Origin of the sequence: Nocardia transvalensis, assembly GCF_015477765.1 — a bacterium.
Classification (GTDB): Bacteria; Actinomycetota; Actinomycetes; order Mycobacteriales; family Mycobacteriaceae; genus Nocardia; species Nocardia transvalensis_A.
In genome coordinates, this window is record NZ_JADLQQ010000004.1 from 300,174 (window position 1) to 317,796 (window position 17,623).

At 68.9% G+C, this 17,623-nt stretch carries 16 protein-coding genes; 10 read left to right on the forward strand and 6 right to left on the reverse strand.

The genetic code is table 11. From position 1 onward, the window contains the following. Positions 1-3 precede the first annotated feature (3 nt). Positions 4-1,374, reverse strand: coding sequence for an aspartate aminotransferase family protein (locus IU452_RS13110; RefSeq protein ID WP_195109274.1), 1,371 nt, complete (start codon positions 1,372-1,374; stop codon positions 4-6). A 14-nt stretch (positions 1,375-1,388) separates the two neighbouring features. After that, a complete protein-coding gene (locus tag IU452_RS13115; RefSeq protein WP_195109275.1) occupies positions 1,389-2,879 on the reverse strand; it encodes a CoA-acylating methylmalonate-semialdehyde dehydrogenase in 1,491 nt (496 codons plus the stop codon). Between the two features lie 134 nt (positions 2,880-3,013). Here IU452_RS13115 and IU452_RS13120 point away from each other — a divergent pair, with 134 nt between their 5' ends. From IU452_RS13120 to IU452_RS13135, 4 genes are all read left to right on the forward strand, one after another. Continuing rightward, complete coding sequence (locus IU452_RS13120) at positions 3,014-4,582, forward strand: PucR family transcriptional regulator (protein WP_228817713.1); 1,569 nt, start codon at positions 3,014-3,016, stop codon at positions 4,580-4,582. A gap of 149 nt (positions 4,583-4,731) precedes the next feature. Further along, positions 4,732-6,237, forward strand: a complete 1,506-nt coding sequence (locus IU452_RS13125; RefSeq protein ID WP_228817506.1) for an APC family permease — start codon at positions 4,732-4,734, stop codon at positions 6,235-6,237. Between the two features lie 45 nt (positions 6,238-6,282). Then, a complete protein-coding gene (locus IU452_RS13130) occupies positions 6,283-6,732 on the forward strand; it encodes a nucleoside deaminase (protein WP_228817508.1) in 450 nt (149 codons plus the stop codon). Between the two features lie 141 nt (positions 6,733-6,873). Further along, complete coding sequence (locus IU452_RS13135; RefSeq protein WP_195109277.1) at positions 6,874-7,737, forward strand: LLM class F420-dependent oxidoreductase; 864 nt, start codon at positions 6,874-6,876, stop codon at positions 7,735-7,737. 12 nt (positions 7,738-7,749) lie between these two features. On the opposite strand, the gene IU452_RS13140 is transcribed toward IU452_RS13135, so the two are convergent. Beyond that, on the reverse strand, positions 7,750-8,172 hold the full coding sequence (locus IU452_RS13140) for an ankyrin repeat domain-containing protein (protein ID WP_195109278.1): 423 nt from the start codon (positions 8,170-8,172) through the stop codon (positions 7,750-7,752). Between the two features lie 141 nt (positions 8,173-8,313). Between IU452_RS13140 and IU452_RS13145 the strand changes: the two genes are divergently transcribed. Continuing rightward, positions 8,314-8,553, forward strand: coding sequence for a hypothetical protein (locus IU452_RS13145; protein WP_195109279.1), 240 nt, complete (start codon positions 8,314-8,316; stop codon positions 8,551-8,553). Positions 8,554-8,580: 27 nt separating this feature from the next. Here IU452_RS13145 and yaaA read toward each other — a convergent pair whose 3' ends face one another. Further along, the gene (gene yaaA / locus IU452_RS13150; RefSeq protein WP_195109280.1) at positions 8,581-9,324 is read right to left on the reverse strand and encodes a peroxide stress protein YaaA; all 744 of its coding nucleotides are present in this window, start codon (positions 9,322-9,324) and stop codon (positions 8,581-8,583) included. A 58-nt stretch (positions 9,325-9,382) separates the two neighbouring features. On the opposite strand from yaaA, the gene IU452_RS13155 reads away from it, so the two are divergent. Further along, complete coding sequence (locus IU452_RS13155) at positions 9,383-11,140, forward strand: proline--tRNA ligase (RefSeq protein ID WP_195109281.1); 1,758 nt, start codon at positions 9,383-9,385, stop codon at positions 11,138-11,140. 46 nt (positions 11,141-11,186) lie between these two features. On the opposite strand, the gene IU452_RS13160 is transcribed toward IU452_RS13155, so the two are convergent. Continuing rightward, positions 11,187-11,618 carry a ferritin-like domain-containing protein gene (locus tag IU452_RS13160; RefSeq protein WP_195109282.1) on the reverse strand — a complete coding sequence of 144 codons (432 nt, stop codon included), beginning with the start codon at positions 11,616-11,618 and terminating at the stop codon, positions 11,187-11,189. Next, the gene (locus IU452_RS13165) at positions 11,615-12,115 is read right to left on the reverse strand and encodes a hypothetical protein (RefSeq protein ID WP_324192592.1); all 501 of its coding nucleotides are present in this window, start codon (positions 12,113-12,115) and stop codon (positions 11,615-11,617) included. Before IU452_RS13165 ends, IU452_RS13160 begins: the two co-directional genes overlap by 4 nt. Before the next feature lie 256 nt (positions 12,116-12,371). On the opposite strand from IU452_RS13165, the gene rimP reads away from it, so the two are divergent. From rimP to infB, 4 genes are all read left to right on the forward strand, one after another. Further along, complete coding sequence (gene rimP / locus IU452_RS13170) at positions 12,372-13,001, forward strand: ribosome maturation factor RimP (protein ID WP_195109283.1); 630 nt, start codon at positions 12,372-12,374, stop codon at positions 12,999-13,001. Then, on the forward strand, positions 12,998-14,029 hold the full coding sequence (nusA, locus tag IU452_RS13175; protein WP_195109284.1) for a transcription termination factor NusA: 1,032 nt from the start codon (positions 12,998-13,000) through the stop codon (positions 14,027-14,029). The genes rimP and nusA overlap by 4 nt, the downstream gene beginning before the upstream one ends. Before the next feature lie 221 nt (positions 14,030-14,250). Next, positions 14,251-14,544 (forward strand): YlxR family protein, encoded by a 294-nt coding sequence (locus tag IU452_RS13180; RefSeq protein WP_228817722.1) that lies wholly within the window; start codon positions 14,251-14,253, stop codon positions 14,542-14,544. A gap of 112 nt (positions 14,545-14,656) precedes the next feature. Then, complete coding sequence (gene infB / locus IU452_RS13185; protein ID WP_195109286.1) at positions 14,657-17,614, forward strand: translation initiation factor IF-2; 2,958 nt, start codon at positions 14,657-14,659, stop codon at positions 17,612-17,614. Positions 17,615-17,623 lie beyond the last annotated feature (9 nt).

Consider the following 17,623-nt stretch of genomic DNA (forward strand, 5'->3'; position numbering starts at 1 on the left):
GCATTATGCGGCTGCGGTGTGCCGATCGGCCACCGCCAGCGCCTCGTCCAGGATCGCCAGCCCCTCCTTGGCCTCGGCCTCGGCGATCGTGCACGGCGGCACCACGTGCAGCCGGTTGTAGTTCACGAACAGCAGCAGCCCCGCCGCCCGGCAGGCCGCGGCGAGCTCGGTCATGGCCGGACTGGTGCCGCCGTAGGGGGCCAGCGGTTCCCGGGTCGCCTTGTCGCGCACCAGCTCCAGCGCCCAGAACACTCCCAGTCCCCGGACCTCGCCGATGCTGGGGTGGCGTTCGGCCAGCTCACGCAGGCCCGGACCGAGCACCCGGGCGCCGATGTCGGCGGCGTTGTCGACGATGCCTTCCTCGGCCATGGCCGTGATCGTCGCGACCGCGGCGGCGGTGGCCAGCGGATGACCCGAATACGTCAGGCCGCCCGGATAGGCGCGCTCGTCGAAGCTCGCGGCGATGTGCGGTGCGATGGCCACCCCGCCGAGCGGCACATAGCCGGAGTTGACGCCCTTGGCGAAGGTGATCAGATCCGGGACCACATCGAAATGCTCGATGGCGAACCACTTTCCGGTCCGGCCGAAGCCCGACATCACCTCGTCGGCGATGAACACGATCCCGTGCCGGTCGCACAGCTCGCGCACGCCCGCCAGATATCCCGGCGGCGGGACCATGATTCCCGCTGTGCCGGGCACCGATTCGAGCACGATCGCCGCGATCGTCTCCGGCCCCTCCAGGGCGATAGTCTGCTCGAGATGCGCCAGCGCCCGCTGCGTCTCCTCGGTCTCGTTGCGGGAGTAGAACTGTGACCGATACAGGAACGGGCCATAGAAGTGCACCACGCCGCTCGCGCCCCGATCATTGGGCCAGCGCCGCGGGTCGCCGGTGAGATTGATCGCCGTCTCGGTGCCGCCGTGATAGGAGCGGTAGCGCGACAACACCTTCGGGCGCCCGGTGTGCAGGCGGGCCATCCGCACCGCGTGCTCGATCGCGTCGGCACCGCCGTTGGTGAAGAAGATGCGGTTCAGCTCGCCGGGCGTGCGCTCGGCGATCAACCGGGCCGCTTCCGAGCGCGCCGCGTTCGCGTGCTGCGGCGCGACGGTGCACAGCTTGGCCGCCTGCTCCTGCACGGCCGCAACGACTTTCGGATGCTGATGACCGATGTTGGTGTTGACCAGCTGGGAGGAGAAATCGAGCAGCCGGTTGCCGTCGCCGTCCCACACGTAGCACCCCTGCGCGGCGGTGATGGTCATCGGCGTGAGCTGCTTCTGCGCCGACCACGAGTGGAAGACGTGTTCGCGATCGAGGGCGTAGGCGCGTTCGGCCTCCGCCCGCGCCGCCTCGACGGTGAGTCCGTTGGGGAGTGTCATGGGCAGGTCCTGGTTCAGTGGTTCTGCGGGAAACCGAGATTCAGTCCGCCGTGGCTGGGATCGAGCCAGCGGGTGGTGACGGCCTTGGTGCGGGTGAAGAACTGCACGCCGTCGACGCCGTGCGCATGCGAGTCGCCGAACAGCGAGGCCTTCCAGCCGCCGAAGCTGTAGTAGGCCATCGGAACCGGGATCGGCACGTTGATGCCGACCATGCCGACCTCCACCTCCGTGTGGAACCGGCGGGCGGCCCCGCCGTCGTTGGTGAAGATCGCCGTGCCATTGCCGTAGGGGTTGGCGTTGATCAGCGCCAGCGCCTCGTCGTAGCTGTCCACACGGACCACCGACAGCACCGGACCGAAGATCTCGTCGGTGTAGACGCTCATCTCGGGACGCACGTGGTCGAGAATGGTGGGGCCCAGCCAGAATCCGTCCGCCTCACCGTCGGCGCGGATGCCGCGTCCGTCGAGAACGACGGCGGCGCCCTCGGATTCACCGGCGGCGATGTAGTCGGCGACCCGGTCCCGATGCTGACGGGTCACCAGCGGGCCCATATCGGTGCCGCGGGTGCCGTCACCGGTCTTGATCGTCTCGGCGCGCTCGCTGATCCGGGCCACCAGGTCGTCGGCGACGTCACCGACCGCCACCAGGACGCTCACCGCCATGCAGCGCTCACCCGCCGAGCCGAATCCGGCATTGACCGCGGCATCGGCGGCCAGGTCCAGATCGGCGTCGGGCAGCACCACCATGTGGTTCTTCGCCCCGCCCAGCGCCTGCACGCGCTTACCGGCGGCGGTGCCGCGCTGATAGACGTAGCGGGCGATCGGTGTCGACCCCACGAACGACACCGCCTTGATGCCAGGGTTGTCCAGCAGTTCGTCGACGGCCACCTTGTCGCCCTGTACCACGTTGAATACGCCCGCGGGCAGACCGGCCTCGGCCCAGAGCCGGGCCAGCCACAGCGAGGCCGAGGGGTCCTTCTCACTCGGCTTGAGCACCACGGTATTCCCGGCCGCGATCGCGATCGGGAAGAACCACATCGGCACCATGGCCGGGAAGTTGAACGGCGAGATGATCGCCACCGGCCCCAGGGGCTGGCGCAGCGAGAAGATATCCACCTTCGTCGACGCGTTCTCGGTGAAGCCACCCTTGAGCAGATGCGGTATGCCGCACGCGAATTCGACGACCTCCAGGCCGCGGGTCACCTCGCCGAGCGCATCGGAGGCCACCTTGCCGTGCTCGGCGGTGATGACGGCCGCCAGCTCGTCCTTGCGTTCGTTGAGCAGTTCCCGGAACCGGAACAGGATCTGGGTGCGGCGGGTCAGCGAGGTGTCGCGCCAGGCGGGGAAGGCCGCGGCCGCCGCCGCGACGGCCGCCCGCACGTCGGCGGCGTCGGCCAGCGCGACCTGCCCGGTCACCACGCCGGTCGCCGGGTTGGTCACCGGCGCGCTCGCCGCACCGGTCCCGGTGAACGACTTACCGTCAACCCAGTGCGCAATGGTCTGCATGGTTCTCCTTTACGGCGAGTGGTATCCCTAACTATCACGCCGTGAAGTCCCGCTGAGTGGCGACAAAGTGTCGACAATCGGGCATTTCGTATTACGATTCGTCGGTGCTTCCGACCGTTGCCGACATCCTCGCCATGCCCGTCGTCCGCGCCGGGGAGCCCGAGGTGGCGGGCGGTCGCGAGGGCCTGTCGCGGCCGGTGCGCTGGGTGCACGTCAGCGAGGTCTCGGATGTGGCGACGCTGCTGGCCGGGCGCGAACTCATCCTCACCACGGGGCAGCCGCTCGCGCACGGCACCCGGGCGAGCGTGACATATCTGGAATCGCTGGCGGCGGCGGGTGTTTCGGGGCTGGTCGTCGAACTCGGCAGCTACGTCACCGAATTGAGCCCGCCTGTTGTCGCCGCTGCCGACCGGCTCGGCCTGCCGGTCGTCGCGCTGCGGCGCATCACCCGATTCGTCGAGGTCACCGAGTCCGTGCACCGGGTGATCGTGGCCGACCAGTACGCGGAACTGGAATTCGCGCATTCGGTGCACGAGACCTTCACCGCGCTGAGCGTGCGGCGCGCCTCCCTGCCCGAGATCGTGAAAACCGCGGCGAACCTACTGGATTCGTCGGTGATCCTGGAGGATCTGGCGCATCGGGTGCTGGCGCTGACCGCCCGGCACACCTCCACGGCGGCGCTGTTGGAGAACTGGGAATCCACCTCGCGTATGCTCTCCGACGACTGGAGTGTGGTGCCGGTGGGCCCGCATACCCAGCGCTGGGGGCGGCTGATCCTGCGCTCCAACCGAATTCCCACCGCCCGCGCCCGGATGGTGCTCGAACGCGCCGCCCAGACGCTGACCCTGCACCGGATGATCGAGAAGGATCGGTTCGGACTGCACCGGCAGGCTCAGACCGGTCTCATCGACGATATGGTCGGCGGCCGCGTCAGCGACGAGCAGGACGCGGTGGCGCGGGCCGCGGCGCTCGGGCTGGCCCGCCGGGCCCGGTACGTGCCGCTGGCCATCCATGTCGCCGCACCGGTCGAAGCGGATCCGGTGGCGCGGCAGCGGCGCGGGGCGGCGCTGCTCGACGCGGTCGGGCACGGTGTGGCGCTGACCAAGGCGACGGCGTTGAGCGCCGCCGATCAGCACCGGGTCACCGTGATCCTGGCCGTCGGCCGCGGCGGTGATCTCGACGAGCGGCTCGGTGAGGTGTGCACGGCCATCGGCGCGGAGGTGCGCCGCGTCGACGGGGTGCGCAGGGTCGCGATCGGTGTGGGCGCGGAATCGGAGTCGCTGCTGGACACCGCGCGCGAGCTCACCCACGCCGGGCACGTCGCCGAGGTGGCGCTGTCGCTGAAATCGGCTGCGCCACGCGCCTTCTACCGCAGCGGCGACGTCCGGTTGCGCGGGCTGCTGTCGCTGATCCGCAACGAGCCCGGCGTGCAGCGCTTCGCCGAGACCGAGCTGAGCGCGCTGCTGCGCCACGACATCCGCCACCGCGGTGATCTCGCCGTCACCCTGCGGCAGTTCCTCGACGTGGCCGGGAACAAGACCGAGTTGGCCCGGCGGATGAATATCAGCAGGCCCACCCTCTACGACCGGTTGGCGCGCATCGAACGCATCCTCGATGTCGATCTCGACGATGGGGAGGTCCGCACCTCGCTGCACACCGCATTGCTCATCCGCGACCTGACCGCCATGCCCGACGAAATGTAATCGGGCTCACAGCTTTCCGGTCGAAATGTCGCATTTGTGGCTGGAGTCACACAGTTCGTTGCTGGTGGTAACGCCGTTTCATCTCGCGGCAACATGGCGGCCTCGACAATTCACCAAGGTCTTTCGACCGAGTGATGAGGAGTTGTGGCATGGACACCAGCACGGTCAGGCCGGCGGCCGCCGACGAGCACGGACATATGCACCGGCTGAAACCGAATGCGGTCGGCCTGCTCGGCGTGGTGTTCATGGCGATCGCCACCGCGGCACCGATCACGGCCATGACCGGGAATGTGCCGTTCATGATCAACTCGGGCAGCGGGATCGGCACGCCCGCGGCATTTCTGATCGCGATGGTGGTGCTGGCGGTGTTCTCGGTCGGGTTCACCACCATGTCCAAGCACATCACCGCGACCGGCGCGTTCTACGGGTTCATCTCCTACGGACTCGGCCGCACCATGGGCTTGGCGGCCGGGTTGCTGGCGGCCTTCGCATATATGGTCTTCGAGCCGTCGATCGTCGGCATTTTCGCCAGTTTCGCCACCAACACCTTCACCGATCAGGCGGGTGTGCACATTCCGTGGTGGGTCTTCGCGATCGTGATGCTGGCGATCAATGCCATGGGCACCTGGTTCGGTGTCGCCGTCGCGGAGAAATTACTGGTGGCATTGCTCGCCACCGAGGTGACCGTGCTGGCGGTGATGGCGGTCTCGGTCGCGCTGCACGGCGGTGGGCCGGACGGATTTTCGCTCACCCCGCTCAATCCGGTGAACGTATTCCACGGTGCCTCGGCCGGTTTGGGGTTGTTCTTCGCGTTCTGGTCGTGGGTGGGTTTCGAATCGACCGCCATGTACGGCGAGGAGTCGCGCGATCCGAAACGAATCATCCCGCGCGCCACCATGGTTGCGGTGCTGGGTGTCGGCATCTTCTATGTCTTCGTCTCCTGGATGGCGATTTCCGGCAACGGGCAGGATCGGGCGGTGGCGCTGGCCGGGTCGGACAATCCGATGAACGTCTTCTTCAACCCGACCACCCACTATGTCGGGCACTGGGCCGTCGACGTGATGCAGTGGCTGATGATCACCGGATCGCTGGCCTGCGGGATGGCCTTCCACAACTGCGCGGCCCGCTACCTGTACGCGCTGGGGCGCGAGGGCGCGCTGCCCGGCCTGCAGCGCACCGTCGGCCGCACCCATCCCAGGCATGGTTCACCGCATATCGCGGGCGTGGTGCAGACCGTGGTCGCGGCGCTGATCGTGCTGGCCATGGGGCTGGCGGGTAAGGATCCCTACAACGGCATCTACACGCTGCTGGCGATTCTGGGCACCATGGCGATCCTGGTCGTGCAGTCGGTGTGTTCGTTCGCGGTACTGGCGTATTTCCGCACGCATCACCCCGAGAGCCGGCACTGGTTCCGCACGCTGGTCGCTCCGCTGCTCGGCGGGCTGGCGATGCTCGGTGTGGTGGCGCTGCTGGTGTTCAACATGAGTACCGCGGCGGGCAGTGAGGCCGGTTCGGTGATTCTGAAGGCGACGCCGTGGCTGGTGGCCGCGGTCGCGCTCTTCGGCATCTGCTACGCCCAGTACCTGAAACGCCGCGATCCGGACCGTTATCTGCTGCTGGGCCGCACGGTGCTGGAGGAAACCCACGAGCGGTGAGCCCGGACGCCGATGCCGGACGCGGGCGATGGCACCATGATCATCATGATCAAAGCCGAGCAGCTGCTGGAGGCGGCATACGAACAAGCGCAGCGAGGACTGGCCGAAGGCGGTATCCCGATCGGGGCCGCGCTGTTCGATTCCGCCGGAAATCTGTTGGGGCGCGGGCACAATCGGCGCGTACAAAACGACGACCCGAGTGTGCACGCCGAGACCGACGCCTTCCGCAACGCGGGCCGTCGCCGCGACTATCGCGACACCATCATGGTGACCACGCTGTCGCCGTGCTGGTATTGCAGTGGGCTGGTGCGCCAGTTCAACATCGGCACGGTCATCGTGGGTGAGGCACGGACCTTCTCCGGCGGCCACGACTGGCTCGCCGAGAACGGGGTGTCGGTCACGGTGCTCGACGATCCGCGGTGCATCGAGATGATGGAGAAGTTCATCGCCGAGCAGCCGCAGCTCTGGTACGAGGACATCGGTGTGGCCGACTAGCTGTCCTCCGGTAAACGTCGTCGAGGCGACGCCTGCTGCCGGTTTCCGGCACGAACGAAAAATCGCGTGCGCTCGCGACCGGTATTTGGGAAGGCTGGAAGGGTCAGTGCCACTCCACCTTTCCCGACACGAAGGACAGTGATGACCACGCGAGAGTTCCGGTTCGGTGCCAGCATGCGGGCCTCGGCCTCGAAGACCGAATGGCAGCAGGCGGCACGTCAGGTCGAGGATCTCGGGTACGACGTGCTGCTCGTCCCGGACCATCTGGGGATGGTGGCGCCCTTTCCCACGCTGGTCTCCGCCGCCGACGTGACCGAGCGGGTCCGGCTGGGCACTTTCGTCCTCAACGCCGGCTTCTTTCGACCGGCCCTGCTGGCCCGCGACGTCGCGGCCGTGGACCAGCTCAGCGACGGCCGGTTCGAATTGGGACTCGGCGCAGGGTATGCCCGGGAGGAATTCGAGGCGGCCGAGATTCCGTTCCCGAGTGCGGGCAGCCGCATCGATCATCTCGAACACACGGTGACCGAGGTGCGGCGACTGTTGGCGGATCCGGCTCATCAGCCGCGCCCGGTGCAACCGCGCATCCCGATCGTCGTTGCGGGGCAGGGTGATCGGCTGCTCACGCTCGCCGCCCGGCACGCCGACACCGTCGGCATCGCCGGCGTGCAGCCCGGCGACGATGTGACGCAGCGGGGCACGCTGCCCGAGCGCGTCGATCTCCTGCGCCGGGCGGCCGGGGAGAGGTTCGCCGAGCTGGAACTCAATCTGATGATCCTGTCCGTCCACATCGACGGCTCCGGCCCGGCCGACTTCGGATTGGCCCCCCTGTTCTATCCCGACTTCTCCGACGAGCAACTGCTGACCGTGCCCACGGTGTTGCACGGCTCCGAAGAAGGGATCGCCGACACCCTGCGCGAGTTCCGCGACCGCTTCGGAATCACCTACTTCACGGTGACCAGTCACGACATGCAGGCCTTCGCCAAGGTGATCGCCCGGCTGCGCTGACGGGCGGGCGAGTCAGGAGTTGCCGAACAGCTGCAGCAGCTGGGCTTTGCCGAACATGGTCGCCGAGTCGCGCGCCGAGGGGGTACCGGCGTCCGGGTCGGCGCCCGCTGCCAGCAGCGCCCGCACGATCTCGTCCTCGCCCTTGAACACCGCGCCCGCGGCCGGGGTCTGCCCGCGGTCGTTGGCGCGGTTCGGATCGGCGCCGCGATCCAGCAGCACTCGCACGGCATCCAGATGGCCGTGATAGGCGGCCAGCATGAGCAGCGTGTCGCCGCGGTCGTTCGTCAGGTTCACCGGCACACCCGCGTCCAGATATGCGGTCAAAGCCGTCACATCGCCCGCGCGGGCCAGGTCGAACAGCTTGGTCGCCAGCTCGATCAGCTCGGGATCGGTCCCTTCGTTGTCCACCAGCCCACTTCTACCAGCTCGCGGCATCCGTGTTCGGCAACATCGCGGCAACGCGCGTGGGTACCATGGCCGTCGAGGGCGACTCGCCCGCAACCGGACAGGGAACGTGGCCGTGCACAGCGCATCCGACACCGCATCCGTCGTGTGCCTCGACGAAAGTGCGCCGAGGTGAGCACGCGCGAGCCACTCCCCGAACCGGAGCATTCACAAGCGCTCGATTCGGTCCGCGAATGGGCGCACACCATCGAAACCGATGCGGGGCCCGGCTATCGCGTCGAGCGCGAACCGAACCCGCCCTTCGGCTGGAATCTCGTCGACGGCGAAGGCGCAATCGTCTGCAGCGGCAGCCTGGACCGTTTGGAGCAGTGGGTCCTGCGCCGCACCCGTCCTCCGGAGGTGGAGGGATAGCGACGCTCTACCCGATCCATAGCGCCGCTAGGTGAGGACGAGCAGTTCGGTCGACGAGGCCGTTTCGACCCGGAGTCCGGCCTTCTCGGCGACGCGGGCGAGGTCGCGGATGCCGGCGGGTTCGGAGCGGGTGGCTACCAGTGCTCGCGCCAGTAACCCCTTGTGGTGCTTGTTGAAATGGCTGACCACCGTGCGGGTGCCGTCGGGGCGTTCGGTGAGAACCGTAGCGGTGATAGCACCCGGAATGCGGCCCAGCTGCTGATAGGTGCCCGAACGCAGATCGACCACCAGCTGCCCGGCGGTCTCCGCGCGCAGCGCCGGAGCCAGGACCGGCTTCCAGATCGACGCCAGGGTCGGCAGTCCGGGCAGTTTCGAGCCGCCCGACAGCCGATAGGCGGGAATCGGGTCGCCCGCGCGCGCCACCCCGAACAGCGCCGAGCCGATGGCCAGGCGGGAGAGCGCCTTCTCGCGCTGAGCCTTGGTGAACGAACCGGCATCCAGTGCGTCGTAGAGCACACCGGTGTAGCGCTCGAGGGCGGGGCGGGTGGCGGAGGTGCGCAGGGCGGCGTTGCGCGCGAGCTCGGTATCAGCCCCCTTGCCGAGACCCAACGCGGTGCGCGCGGCGTCCGGCTCGGCCGCCAGCGCGATCAATTCGGTGACCAATTTGTCGCGCACCGCGGTGAGCTGCGGCAACGACAGGGCATCCAGGTCCAGCGGGCCGAGTTCACCGCCGTCGGACTTGGTTTCGGAGGGAGGCAAGATCACCAGCACGAGCCGATACGGTAATGCTTTGCGAGCACGGTCGGAGCACGGGCTACGCTGTGCAGCCGTGATCACCCGTCTGTCCCACCTGTTCCTGCGCACCCTGCGTGACGATCCCGCCGACGCCGAGGTGCCCAGCCACAAGCTTCTCGTCCGTGCCGGATACATCCGTCGCGTCGCGCCGGGGGTGTACTCGTGGTTGCCGCTGGGCCTGCGGGTCCTGCGCAAGGTCGAGACCGTGGTGCGGGAGGAGATGGACGCCATGGGCGGCCAGGAGATTTCGCTGCCCGCGCTGCTGCCGCGTGAACCGTACGAGACCACCAACCGCTGGACCGAGTACGGCGACAGCCTGTTCCGGCTGCAGGACCGCAAGAAGGGCGACTACCTGCTCGGGCCGACGCACGAGGAGTTGTTCGCGCTCACGGTGAAGGGTGAGTACAACTCCTACAAGGATCTGCCGGTCACGCTCTACCAGATCCAGACCAAGTACCGCGACGAGGAGCGGCCGCGCGCGGGCATCCTGCGCGGGCGCGAGTTCATCATGAAGGACTCGTACTCGTTCGACCTGGACGAGGACGGGCTGAAGAGAAGCTACAACGCGCATCGCGAGGCGTATCGGCGGATCTTCGACCGGCTCGGGGTGAGGTACGTGATCGTCGCGGCCACCTCGGGCGCGATGGGCGGTAGCGCGTCGGAGGAATTCCTGGCCGACAGTCCGGTCGGCGAGGACACCTACGTGATCTGCCGCGAGTCCGGGTATGCGGCGAACGTCGAGGCCGTGGTGACGCCCGCGCCGCCGGAGATCCCGATCGAGGGGCAGCCCGCGGCGCAGGTCCACGACACCCCCGACACCCCGACCATCGCCACGCTGGTCGACTGGGCCAATTCCGCTGGGATCGCGGAGCAGTACGGGCGCCCGATCACCGCGGCCGACACGTTGAAGAACGTGATGGTCAAGCTGCATCACCCCGACGGCAAGACCGAGATCGTCGGCATCGGCATCCCGGGCGATCGCGAGGTCGACGACAAGCGGCTGGGCGCCTCGCTGGAACCGGCGGAGGTGGAACTGCTCACCGACGCCGACTTCGCCGCCAACCCTTTCCTCGTGAAGGGCTACATCGGCCCGAAGGCGCTGCAGGACAACGGGGTTCGCTACCTGGTCGACCCGCGGGTGGTGTCGGGCACGTTGTGGATCACCGGTGCCGACGCACCCGGTAAGCATGTGGTCGGCCTGGTCGCGGGCCGCGATTTCACCCCCGACGGAACCATCGAGGCCGCGGAGGTCCGCGACGGCGATCCCTCGCCCGACGGCCGCGGCGTGCTGCACGCCGCGCGCGGCATCGAGGTCGGCCACATCTTCCAGCTCGGCTACAAGTACACCGACGCCTTCGAGGTCGACGTGCTCGGCGAGAACGGCAAACCGGTCCGGCTGATCATGGGCTCCTACGGCCTCGGCGTCTCCCGCATGGTCGCGGTCCTCGCCGAACAGATGCACGACGACAAGGGCCTGCGCTGGCCCCGCGAGGTCGCCCCCTTCGATGTCCACGTCGTCATCGCCAACAAGGATGCCGCCGCCCGCGAGGGTGCGGAACAGCTTGCCGCACAACTGGATGCGTCGGGCCTCGAGGTCGTGCTCGACGACCGCACCGCCTCCCCGGGCGTCAAGTTCAAAGACGCCGAACTGCTGGGCATGCCGCTGGTCCTGGTCGTCGGCCGCGGCTGGGCGGACGGCAAGGTCGAGTTGCGCGACCGCTTCACGGGCACGAGCGAGGAGATCGCGGCCGACCAGGCCGTAGCAGCGGTGCTGACCAAGGCCCGCGGCTGAGTTCGACGGGCCGCCCGGGTTTCGCCGGGCGGCCCGACCAGGTTCGTCAGGCCTTGCCGGGGAACGAGGCCGTCGCGGGGTTCGTGCCGAGGATGGATTGCCAAGTCGCCAGGCGGACTGCGGATTCGGTGAGGGCCTCCAGGGCGGTGCGGCGCAGGGTCGGGGTGTTGGAGTGTTCGACGACGTAGCGCCAGGCGGTCGCGGTGTCGGATTCGACGGTGACGGCCAGTTTGGCGGCGGGGATGGGGTCGTTGACGGGGAAGGGCGGGGTGTAGGCCGCGGCGGGGGTGGGGACGGGGACACCGGCGGATTTCAGGGCGTCGATGGTGGCGTCGCGGCGGGCGCGGTGGGCGGCGGAGTATTCGGCCACGATCTTGGTGCGTTCGGGGGAGGCGTAGGCGGCGATGACCCCGTAGGCGTAGACGGCCGCGTATTCGGCGTTGAGGGCTTCGGTGAGGGCCTGGTGGTCGGCGGTCATGCGAGCAGCACCCCCGCGTGGGTTGCGCAGCAGGCGCTGATCGAGGCGAGCAGACCCGCGCGGTGGCCGGACAGGGTGGTGGCCAGGTCGGCGGCCGACCGCTGGGATCGGGTCAGCTGGTCGCGCAGCGCCGCGACGGTCGGTGGTGGTGACGGAGCGGGCGGGGGTGGCACGGGCGGGTTGTTCGACTTCGGCTTGGTGCCGTCGCCGTACACCCCGAGCGCGCGATCGATCTCGGCACGCAGGGCGTCGGCGTGTTCGGTGCGCTGAGCCGCGATGAGGTTCAGCGCGACCGTCCGCTCCGGCGCCACCGCCGCGGCGGCCTTCGCCCACACGGCATCCGTGCGCGCCGACTGCTCCTGTGCCAGTAGCACATCCGGCCCGGGCGGTTGCTTCTCCGAACATGCCGTCGCCCCCATGGCGCCGGCGGCGAGGACGCCGCCTCCGGCGATCCGCAGCATTGATCGACGGTTCAGAGCGGGGGTGATGATCGGCACGTCTACATCGTGCCAGCCGTTGTCTCGAGACAATTCGCCGAGCCCGCCCGACACGCTGTGATCTGCACGGACGCTGTCGAGTCCGCAGGTACACCCATGGGAAACTGGAGAAGGTTGGCTGGTCCTTTACACTCTTCGGGCGCGTTACGCTAGACCTTCGGCGGAGTATTCCGCCGAAACCGCGCGCCGACCGTGCCCGACCAGGACCAATACCGACAACTCCACCGCGCCACAATTGAACCAGGAGCCGCCCCACATGCCGATGCCGACCGAGGAAAGGGTGAGCCAGCTTGTTGCTGGGCTCGTCGAGCGCCGAGGATTCGACCTCGAGGGCGTAGCGATCACGGCTGCCGGTGGGTCGCAGGCGCGCGTGACAGTCATCGTCGACAGCGACTCCGGAGTCGACCTGGACGCGGTCGCGGAACTGAGTTCGGACATCTCTCAGGCCCTCGACGACGCCGGTGATTTCGGCGCGACCTCGTATCTGCTGGAGGTCACCACACCCGGTATCGACCGCCCCCTCACCGCACCCCGTCACTGGCGCCGCGCCCGCGGCCGCAAGGTGCGCGTCACCCTGCGCCCCGGCGCGCCCACCCCGGAGGGCAGCGCCCGCTTCGACGCCCGGGTGGGTGCGGCCACCGAAACCGACATCGCCCTGGTGATCGGCGGAAAACGACGACCGCACCGCGTCACCGTGCCGCTGGCGGATATCGAAAAAGCCGTCGTGCGGGTCGAATTCTCGCCGCCCGGCGCGGCGGAGATGGAGCTCGCGGGCGGGGTCGCCCCCGGGCGCCCGGAACCGGGTGCATCCGACTCCGGGGAAGAAACAGCAGATGGAGTGGTACTCAACCGTGTAGTCGCGTCGACCGAAGGGATCGTGGAATGAACATCGAAATCGAAGCCCTGCGCGCGATCGTCGCCGACAAGGGGATCTCGATGGAGACCGTGATCTCCGCGATCGAGTCCGCGCTGCTGACCGCCTATCGGCACACCGAGGGGCACCAGCCCAACGCCCGCATCGACATCAACCAGAAGACCGGTGTGGTGCGGGTGATGGCCCGCGAGCTCGACGCCGACGGCAACGTCATCTCCGAATGGGACGACACGCCAGAGGGTTTCGGCCGCATCGCCGCCACCACCGCCCGCCAGGTGGTGCTGCAGCGGCTGCGCGACGCCGAGAACGAGAAATCCTTCGGCGAATTCTCCACCCATGAGGGCGATATCGTCGGCGGCGTCGTCCAGCGCGATGCCCGCATGAACGCCCGCGGCACGGTGGTGGTGCGCATCGGCAGCGAGGCCCACGGCGCCGAGGGGCTGATCCCGCCCGCCGAGCAGGTGCCCGGCGAAACCTATGAGCACGGCGATCGCATCAAGTGCTACGTGGTCGGCGTCTCCCGGGGCCCGCGCGGGCCGCAGATCACGCTCTCGCGCACCCATCCGAATCTGGTGCGGCGGCTGTTCGCGCTCGAGGTGCCCGAAATCGCCGACGGTTCGGTCGAAATCGTGGCGGTGGCCCGCGAGGCCGGGCACCGCTCCAAGATCGCCGTGCGGACCACTGTGCCGGGCGTGAACGCCAAGGGCGCCTGTATCGGGCCCATGGGTCAGCGGGTGCGCAACGTGATGAGCGAGCTGGCGGGGGAGAAGATCGATATCATCGACTACGCCGACGATCCGGCGACCTTCGTCGGGAATGCGCTGAGCCCGTCGAAGGTTGTATCCGTCACGATCGTCGACCCGGAGGCCCGCGCGGCCCGCGTTGTCGTCCCCGACTTCCAGCTCTCGCTGGCGATCGGCAAGGAGGGTCAGAACGCGCGGTCGGCCGCGCGGCTGACCGGCTGGCGCATCGACATCCGCTCCGACGCGGCTCCCGATGTTGCGGGAACGATGCCCCGCACCGAGGCCCAGCACGGGTAGGGATCCCGGCAAGAGCATGCCGGGATGAGGAAAGTGGTGACGGGCTCGGCCGGGATGAGGAACGTGGTGATGGGCTCGAAAGCCCTGATCAAAAATGGCTCGCGCGTGCTGCGTGCGGGCCTCAGGATGACATGTTGGTAACTAACCAGAGGGCTGGATGCGGGGATCGGGACGTGGCAGCGGTAGAGTGGACGCAGGCTCAGCACGAGTCTCCGACTTCTCTGTGCGCTGTACGGGTGTCTGCACCCGTCCGGACCTGCATCGGCTGTCGGAAACGCGAGCTGGCCGCCGATCTGTTGCGGGTCGTGGCGCTGTCGTCGGAACAAGGCGGCGTTGCGGTCGTTCCCGATCCGCGGCGCAGACTTCCCGGAAGGGGTGCCTGGTTGCACCCCTCTTCGGCTTGTCTGAGCACAGCAGTTCGGCGCCGGGCGTTCGGCAGAGCGCTAAGAGTGTCCGGAACACTGGATATCTCAGCCCTGGAGAACTACGTGGAGAACAGGCACGAGCACTCATGAGCACACCGTGATGAAGTACCAACGATGAACGGCCATCGAAGATAACCGGAGGTCGTGCGGGCTTTCCGTCCAACGGACGGGCGCCACGCTCGACCTCTCAGTGAGGAGAGCAGTGGCAGGCAAGGCCCGCGTGCACGAGTTGGCAAAAGAACTCGGTGTCACGAGCAAGGAACTACTCGCAACGCTGAAGGAGCAGGGCGAGTTCGTGAAGTCGGCGTCGTCGACGGTGGAGGCCCCCGTCGCCCGTCGGCTGCGAGAGTCGTTCGCGGCGAAGTCCGCCCCGTCGAACGGCACCAAGACATCCGCGAAGCCCGGTCAGAACCAGGCGCGCCCGGCGGCCAAGCCCGCGTCCGGTGCGACACCCGGTCCGCGCCCCGGGCCGCGTACCCCTGCGCCCAGCCCGGCACAGGCCAAGCAGACAGCCAAGCAGGCAGAGGAGGCTCCGGCCGCCAAGCCCGAGGCTTCCGCGAAGCCGGGGCCCGCGGTGAAGCCCGGTCCGGCCCCCAAGCCCGGCGGCCCCGCACCGCGCCCGGCTGCGCCTTCGCCCACCGGCTCCACGCAGCCCGCCCCCGCCCCGCAGGACCAGCGGCCGACTCCTGGCGCCCCGCGCCCCGGGCAGCAGCAGCGTTCCGGCGGTCAGGGACAGGGCGGCCCGCGTCCGGGCGGTAGCGGCCCCCGGCCCGGTCCCAAGGCGCCCCGGGTCGGCAACAATCCGTATTCCTCGGCTCCGGAACGCCCGGCTCCGCGCCCGGCCCCGGGCCCCGGTGGCCCGCGTCCGGGTCCGTCGCAGGGTGGTCCCCGGCCGACGCCGGGCCCGCGTCCCGGCGCCGGTCAGGGTGGTCCGCGTCCGGCCGCCGCGCAGGGCGGCGGTCAGCGTCCGTCCGGTCCGCGTCCGAGCCCCGGTTCGATGCCGCCCCGGCCCAACCCGGGTGCGATGCCGCAGCGTGCGGCCCGTCCCGGCCCGTCCGGTGCCGGTCGTCCCGGTCGTCCGGGCGGTGCGCCCGGTGCCGGTCGTCCCGGTGGGGGCGGCGGCAACTACCGCGGTGGCGGCGGCGGCGCGCCCGGTGCGGGTGCCGGTGCTCCCGCGGCCGGTGGTTTCCGCGGTCGTCCCGGTGGCGGCGGTGGCCGTCCGGGTGGCGGTGGCGGTCGCGGCGGTGCCGCGGGCGCATTCGGCCGTCCCGGTGGCGCGCCCCGCAAGGGCCGCAAGTCGAAGCGGCAGAAGCGGCAAGAGTACGACTCGATGCAGGCACCGAGCGTCGGCGGCGTGCGGCTGCCGCGCGGTAACGGCGAGGTCATCCGCCTCGCCCGCGGGGCCTCGCTGTCGGACTTCGCCGAGAAGATCAACGCCAACCCGGCCACGCTGGTCCAGGCACTGTTCAACCTCGGCGAGATGGTCACCGCGACCCAGTCGGTGAGCGACGAGACCCTGGAGCTGCTGGGCGCCGAGCTGAACTACTCGGTGCACGTGGTCAGCCCCGAGGACGAGGACCGCGAGCTGCTGGAGAGCTTCGACCTCACCTACGGCGAGGACGAGGGCGACGAGTCCGATCTGCAGGTCCGCCCGCCGGTGGTGACCGTCATGGGTCACGTCGACCACGGTAAGACCCGACTGCTGGACACCATCCGCAAGGCCAACGTCCGCGAGGGCGAGGCCGGCGGCATCACCCAGCACATCGGTGCCTACCAGGTGAAGACCGCGGTCGGCGAGGACGAGCGCCTGATCACCTTCATCGACACCCCGGGTCACGAGGCGTTCACCGCCATGCGTGCCCGCGGTGCGAAGGCCACCGATATCGCGATCCTGGTGGTCGCGGCCGACGACGGCGTCATGCCGCAGACGGTGGAGGCCATCAACCACGCGCAGGCCGCGGACGTGCCGATCGTGGTGGCGGTCAACAAGATCGATAAGGAAGGCGCGAACCCGCAGAAGGTCCGCCAGCAGCTGACCGAATACGGCCTGGTCGCCGAGGAGTACGGCGGCGAGACCATGTTCGTCGACATCTCCGCCCGGCAGGGCACCAATATCGAGCAGCTGCTCGAGGCCGTGGTGCTGACCGCGGACGCGGCGCTGGACCTGCGGGCCAACCCGGACATGGACGCGCAGGGTGTCGCCATCGAGGCGCACCTGGACCGCGGCCGTGGCCCGGTGGCCACCGTGCTGGTGCAGCGCGGCACGCTGCGGGTCGGCGACTCGATCGTCGCCGGCGACGCCTACGGCCGCGTGCGCCGCATGGTCGACGAGCACGGCGAGGACGTCGAAGAGGCGCTGCCGTCGCGTCCGGTCCAGGTCATCGGCTTCACGTCGGTGCCCGGCGCGGGTGACAACCTGCTGGTGGTCGACGAGGACCGCATCGCGCGGCAGATCGCCGACCGGCGCAGCGCACGCAAGCGCAACGCGCTGGCCGCCCGCAGCCGCAAGCGGATCAGCCTGGAAGATCTGGATGCCGCTCTGAAGGAGACCTCGGAGCTGAACCTGATCATCAAGGGCGACAACTCCGGTACCGTCGAGGCCCTCGAGGAGGCGCTGCTCGGTATCGAGGTCGGCGACGAGGTGCGGCTGCGCGTCATCGACCGCGGTGTCGGTGGTGTCACCGAGACCAACGTCAACCTGGCCTCGGCGTCGAACGCGATCATCATCGGGTTCAACGTGCGCGCGGAGGGCAAGGCCAACGAGCTGGCCAACCGCGAGGGCGTGGACATCCGGTACTACTCGGTGATCTACCAGGCCATCGACGAGATCGAGAAGGCCCTCAAGGGCATGCTCAAGCCGATCTACGAAGAGGTCGAGCTGGGTCGCGCCGAGATCCGGGCCGTCTTCCGGTCGTCGAAGTTCGGCAACATCGCCGGCTGCATGGTCACCTCCGGGTCGGTCAAGCGCAACGCCAAGGCCCGCCTGCTCCGCGACAGCGTGGTGGTCGCCGATACGACCATCCAGTCGCTGCGCCGCGAGAAGGACGATGCCATGGAGGTCCGCGAGGGCTTCGAGTGCGGTATGACCTTGGGCTACAACGACATCAAGGAAGGCGACATCATCGAGGCCTACGAGCTTCGCGAGAAGCCGCGGGACTAGTTCCGGCGA

Bases quoted from the DNA above. Each gene is read 5' to 3' on its own strand.
- IU452_RS13110 (WP_195109274.1), bottom strand. From the start codon at position 1,374: ATGACACTCCCCAACGGACTCACCGTCGAGGCGGCGCGGGCGGAGGCC.
- IU452_RS13115 (WP_195109275.1), bottom strand. From the start codon at position 2,879: ATGCAGACCATTGCGCACTGGGTTGACGGTAAGTCGTTCACCGGGACC.
- IU452_RS13120 (WP_228817713.1), top strand. From the start codon at position 3,014: ATGCCCGTCGTCCGCGCCGGGGAGCCCGAGGTGGCGGGCGGTCGCGAG.
- IU452_RS13125 (WP_228817506.1), top strand. From the start codon at position 4,732: ATGGACACCAGCACGGTCAGGCCGGCGGCCGCCGACGAGCACGGACAT.
- IU452_RS13130 (WP_228817508.1), top strand. From the start codon at position 6,283: ATGATCAAAGCCGAGCAGCTGCTGGAGGCGGCATACGAACAAGCGCAG.
- IU452_RS13135 (WP_195109277.1), top strand. From the start codon at position 6,874: ATGACCACGCGAGAGTTCCGGTTCGGTGCCAGCATGCGGGCCTCGGCC.
- IU452_RS13140 (WP_195109278.1), bottom strand. From the start codon at position 8,172: ATGCCGCGAGCTGGTAGAAGTGGGCTGGTGGACAACGAAGGGACCGAT.
- IU452_RS13160 (WP_195109282.1), bottom strand. From the start codon at position 11,618: ATGACCGCCGACCACCAGGCCCTCACCGAAGCCCTCAACGCCGAATAC.
- rimP (WP_195109283.1), top strand. From the start codon at position 12,372: ATGCCGATGCCGACCGAGGAAAGGGTGAGCCAGCTTGTTGCTGGGCTC.
- nusA (WP_195109284.1), top strand. From the start codon at position 12,998: ATGAACATCGAAATCGAAGCCCTGCGCGCGATCGTCGCCGACAAGGGG.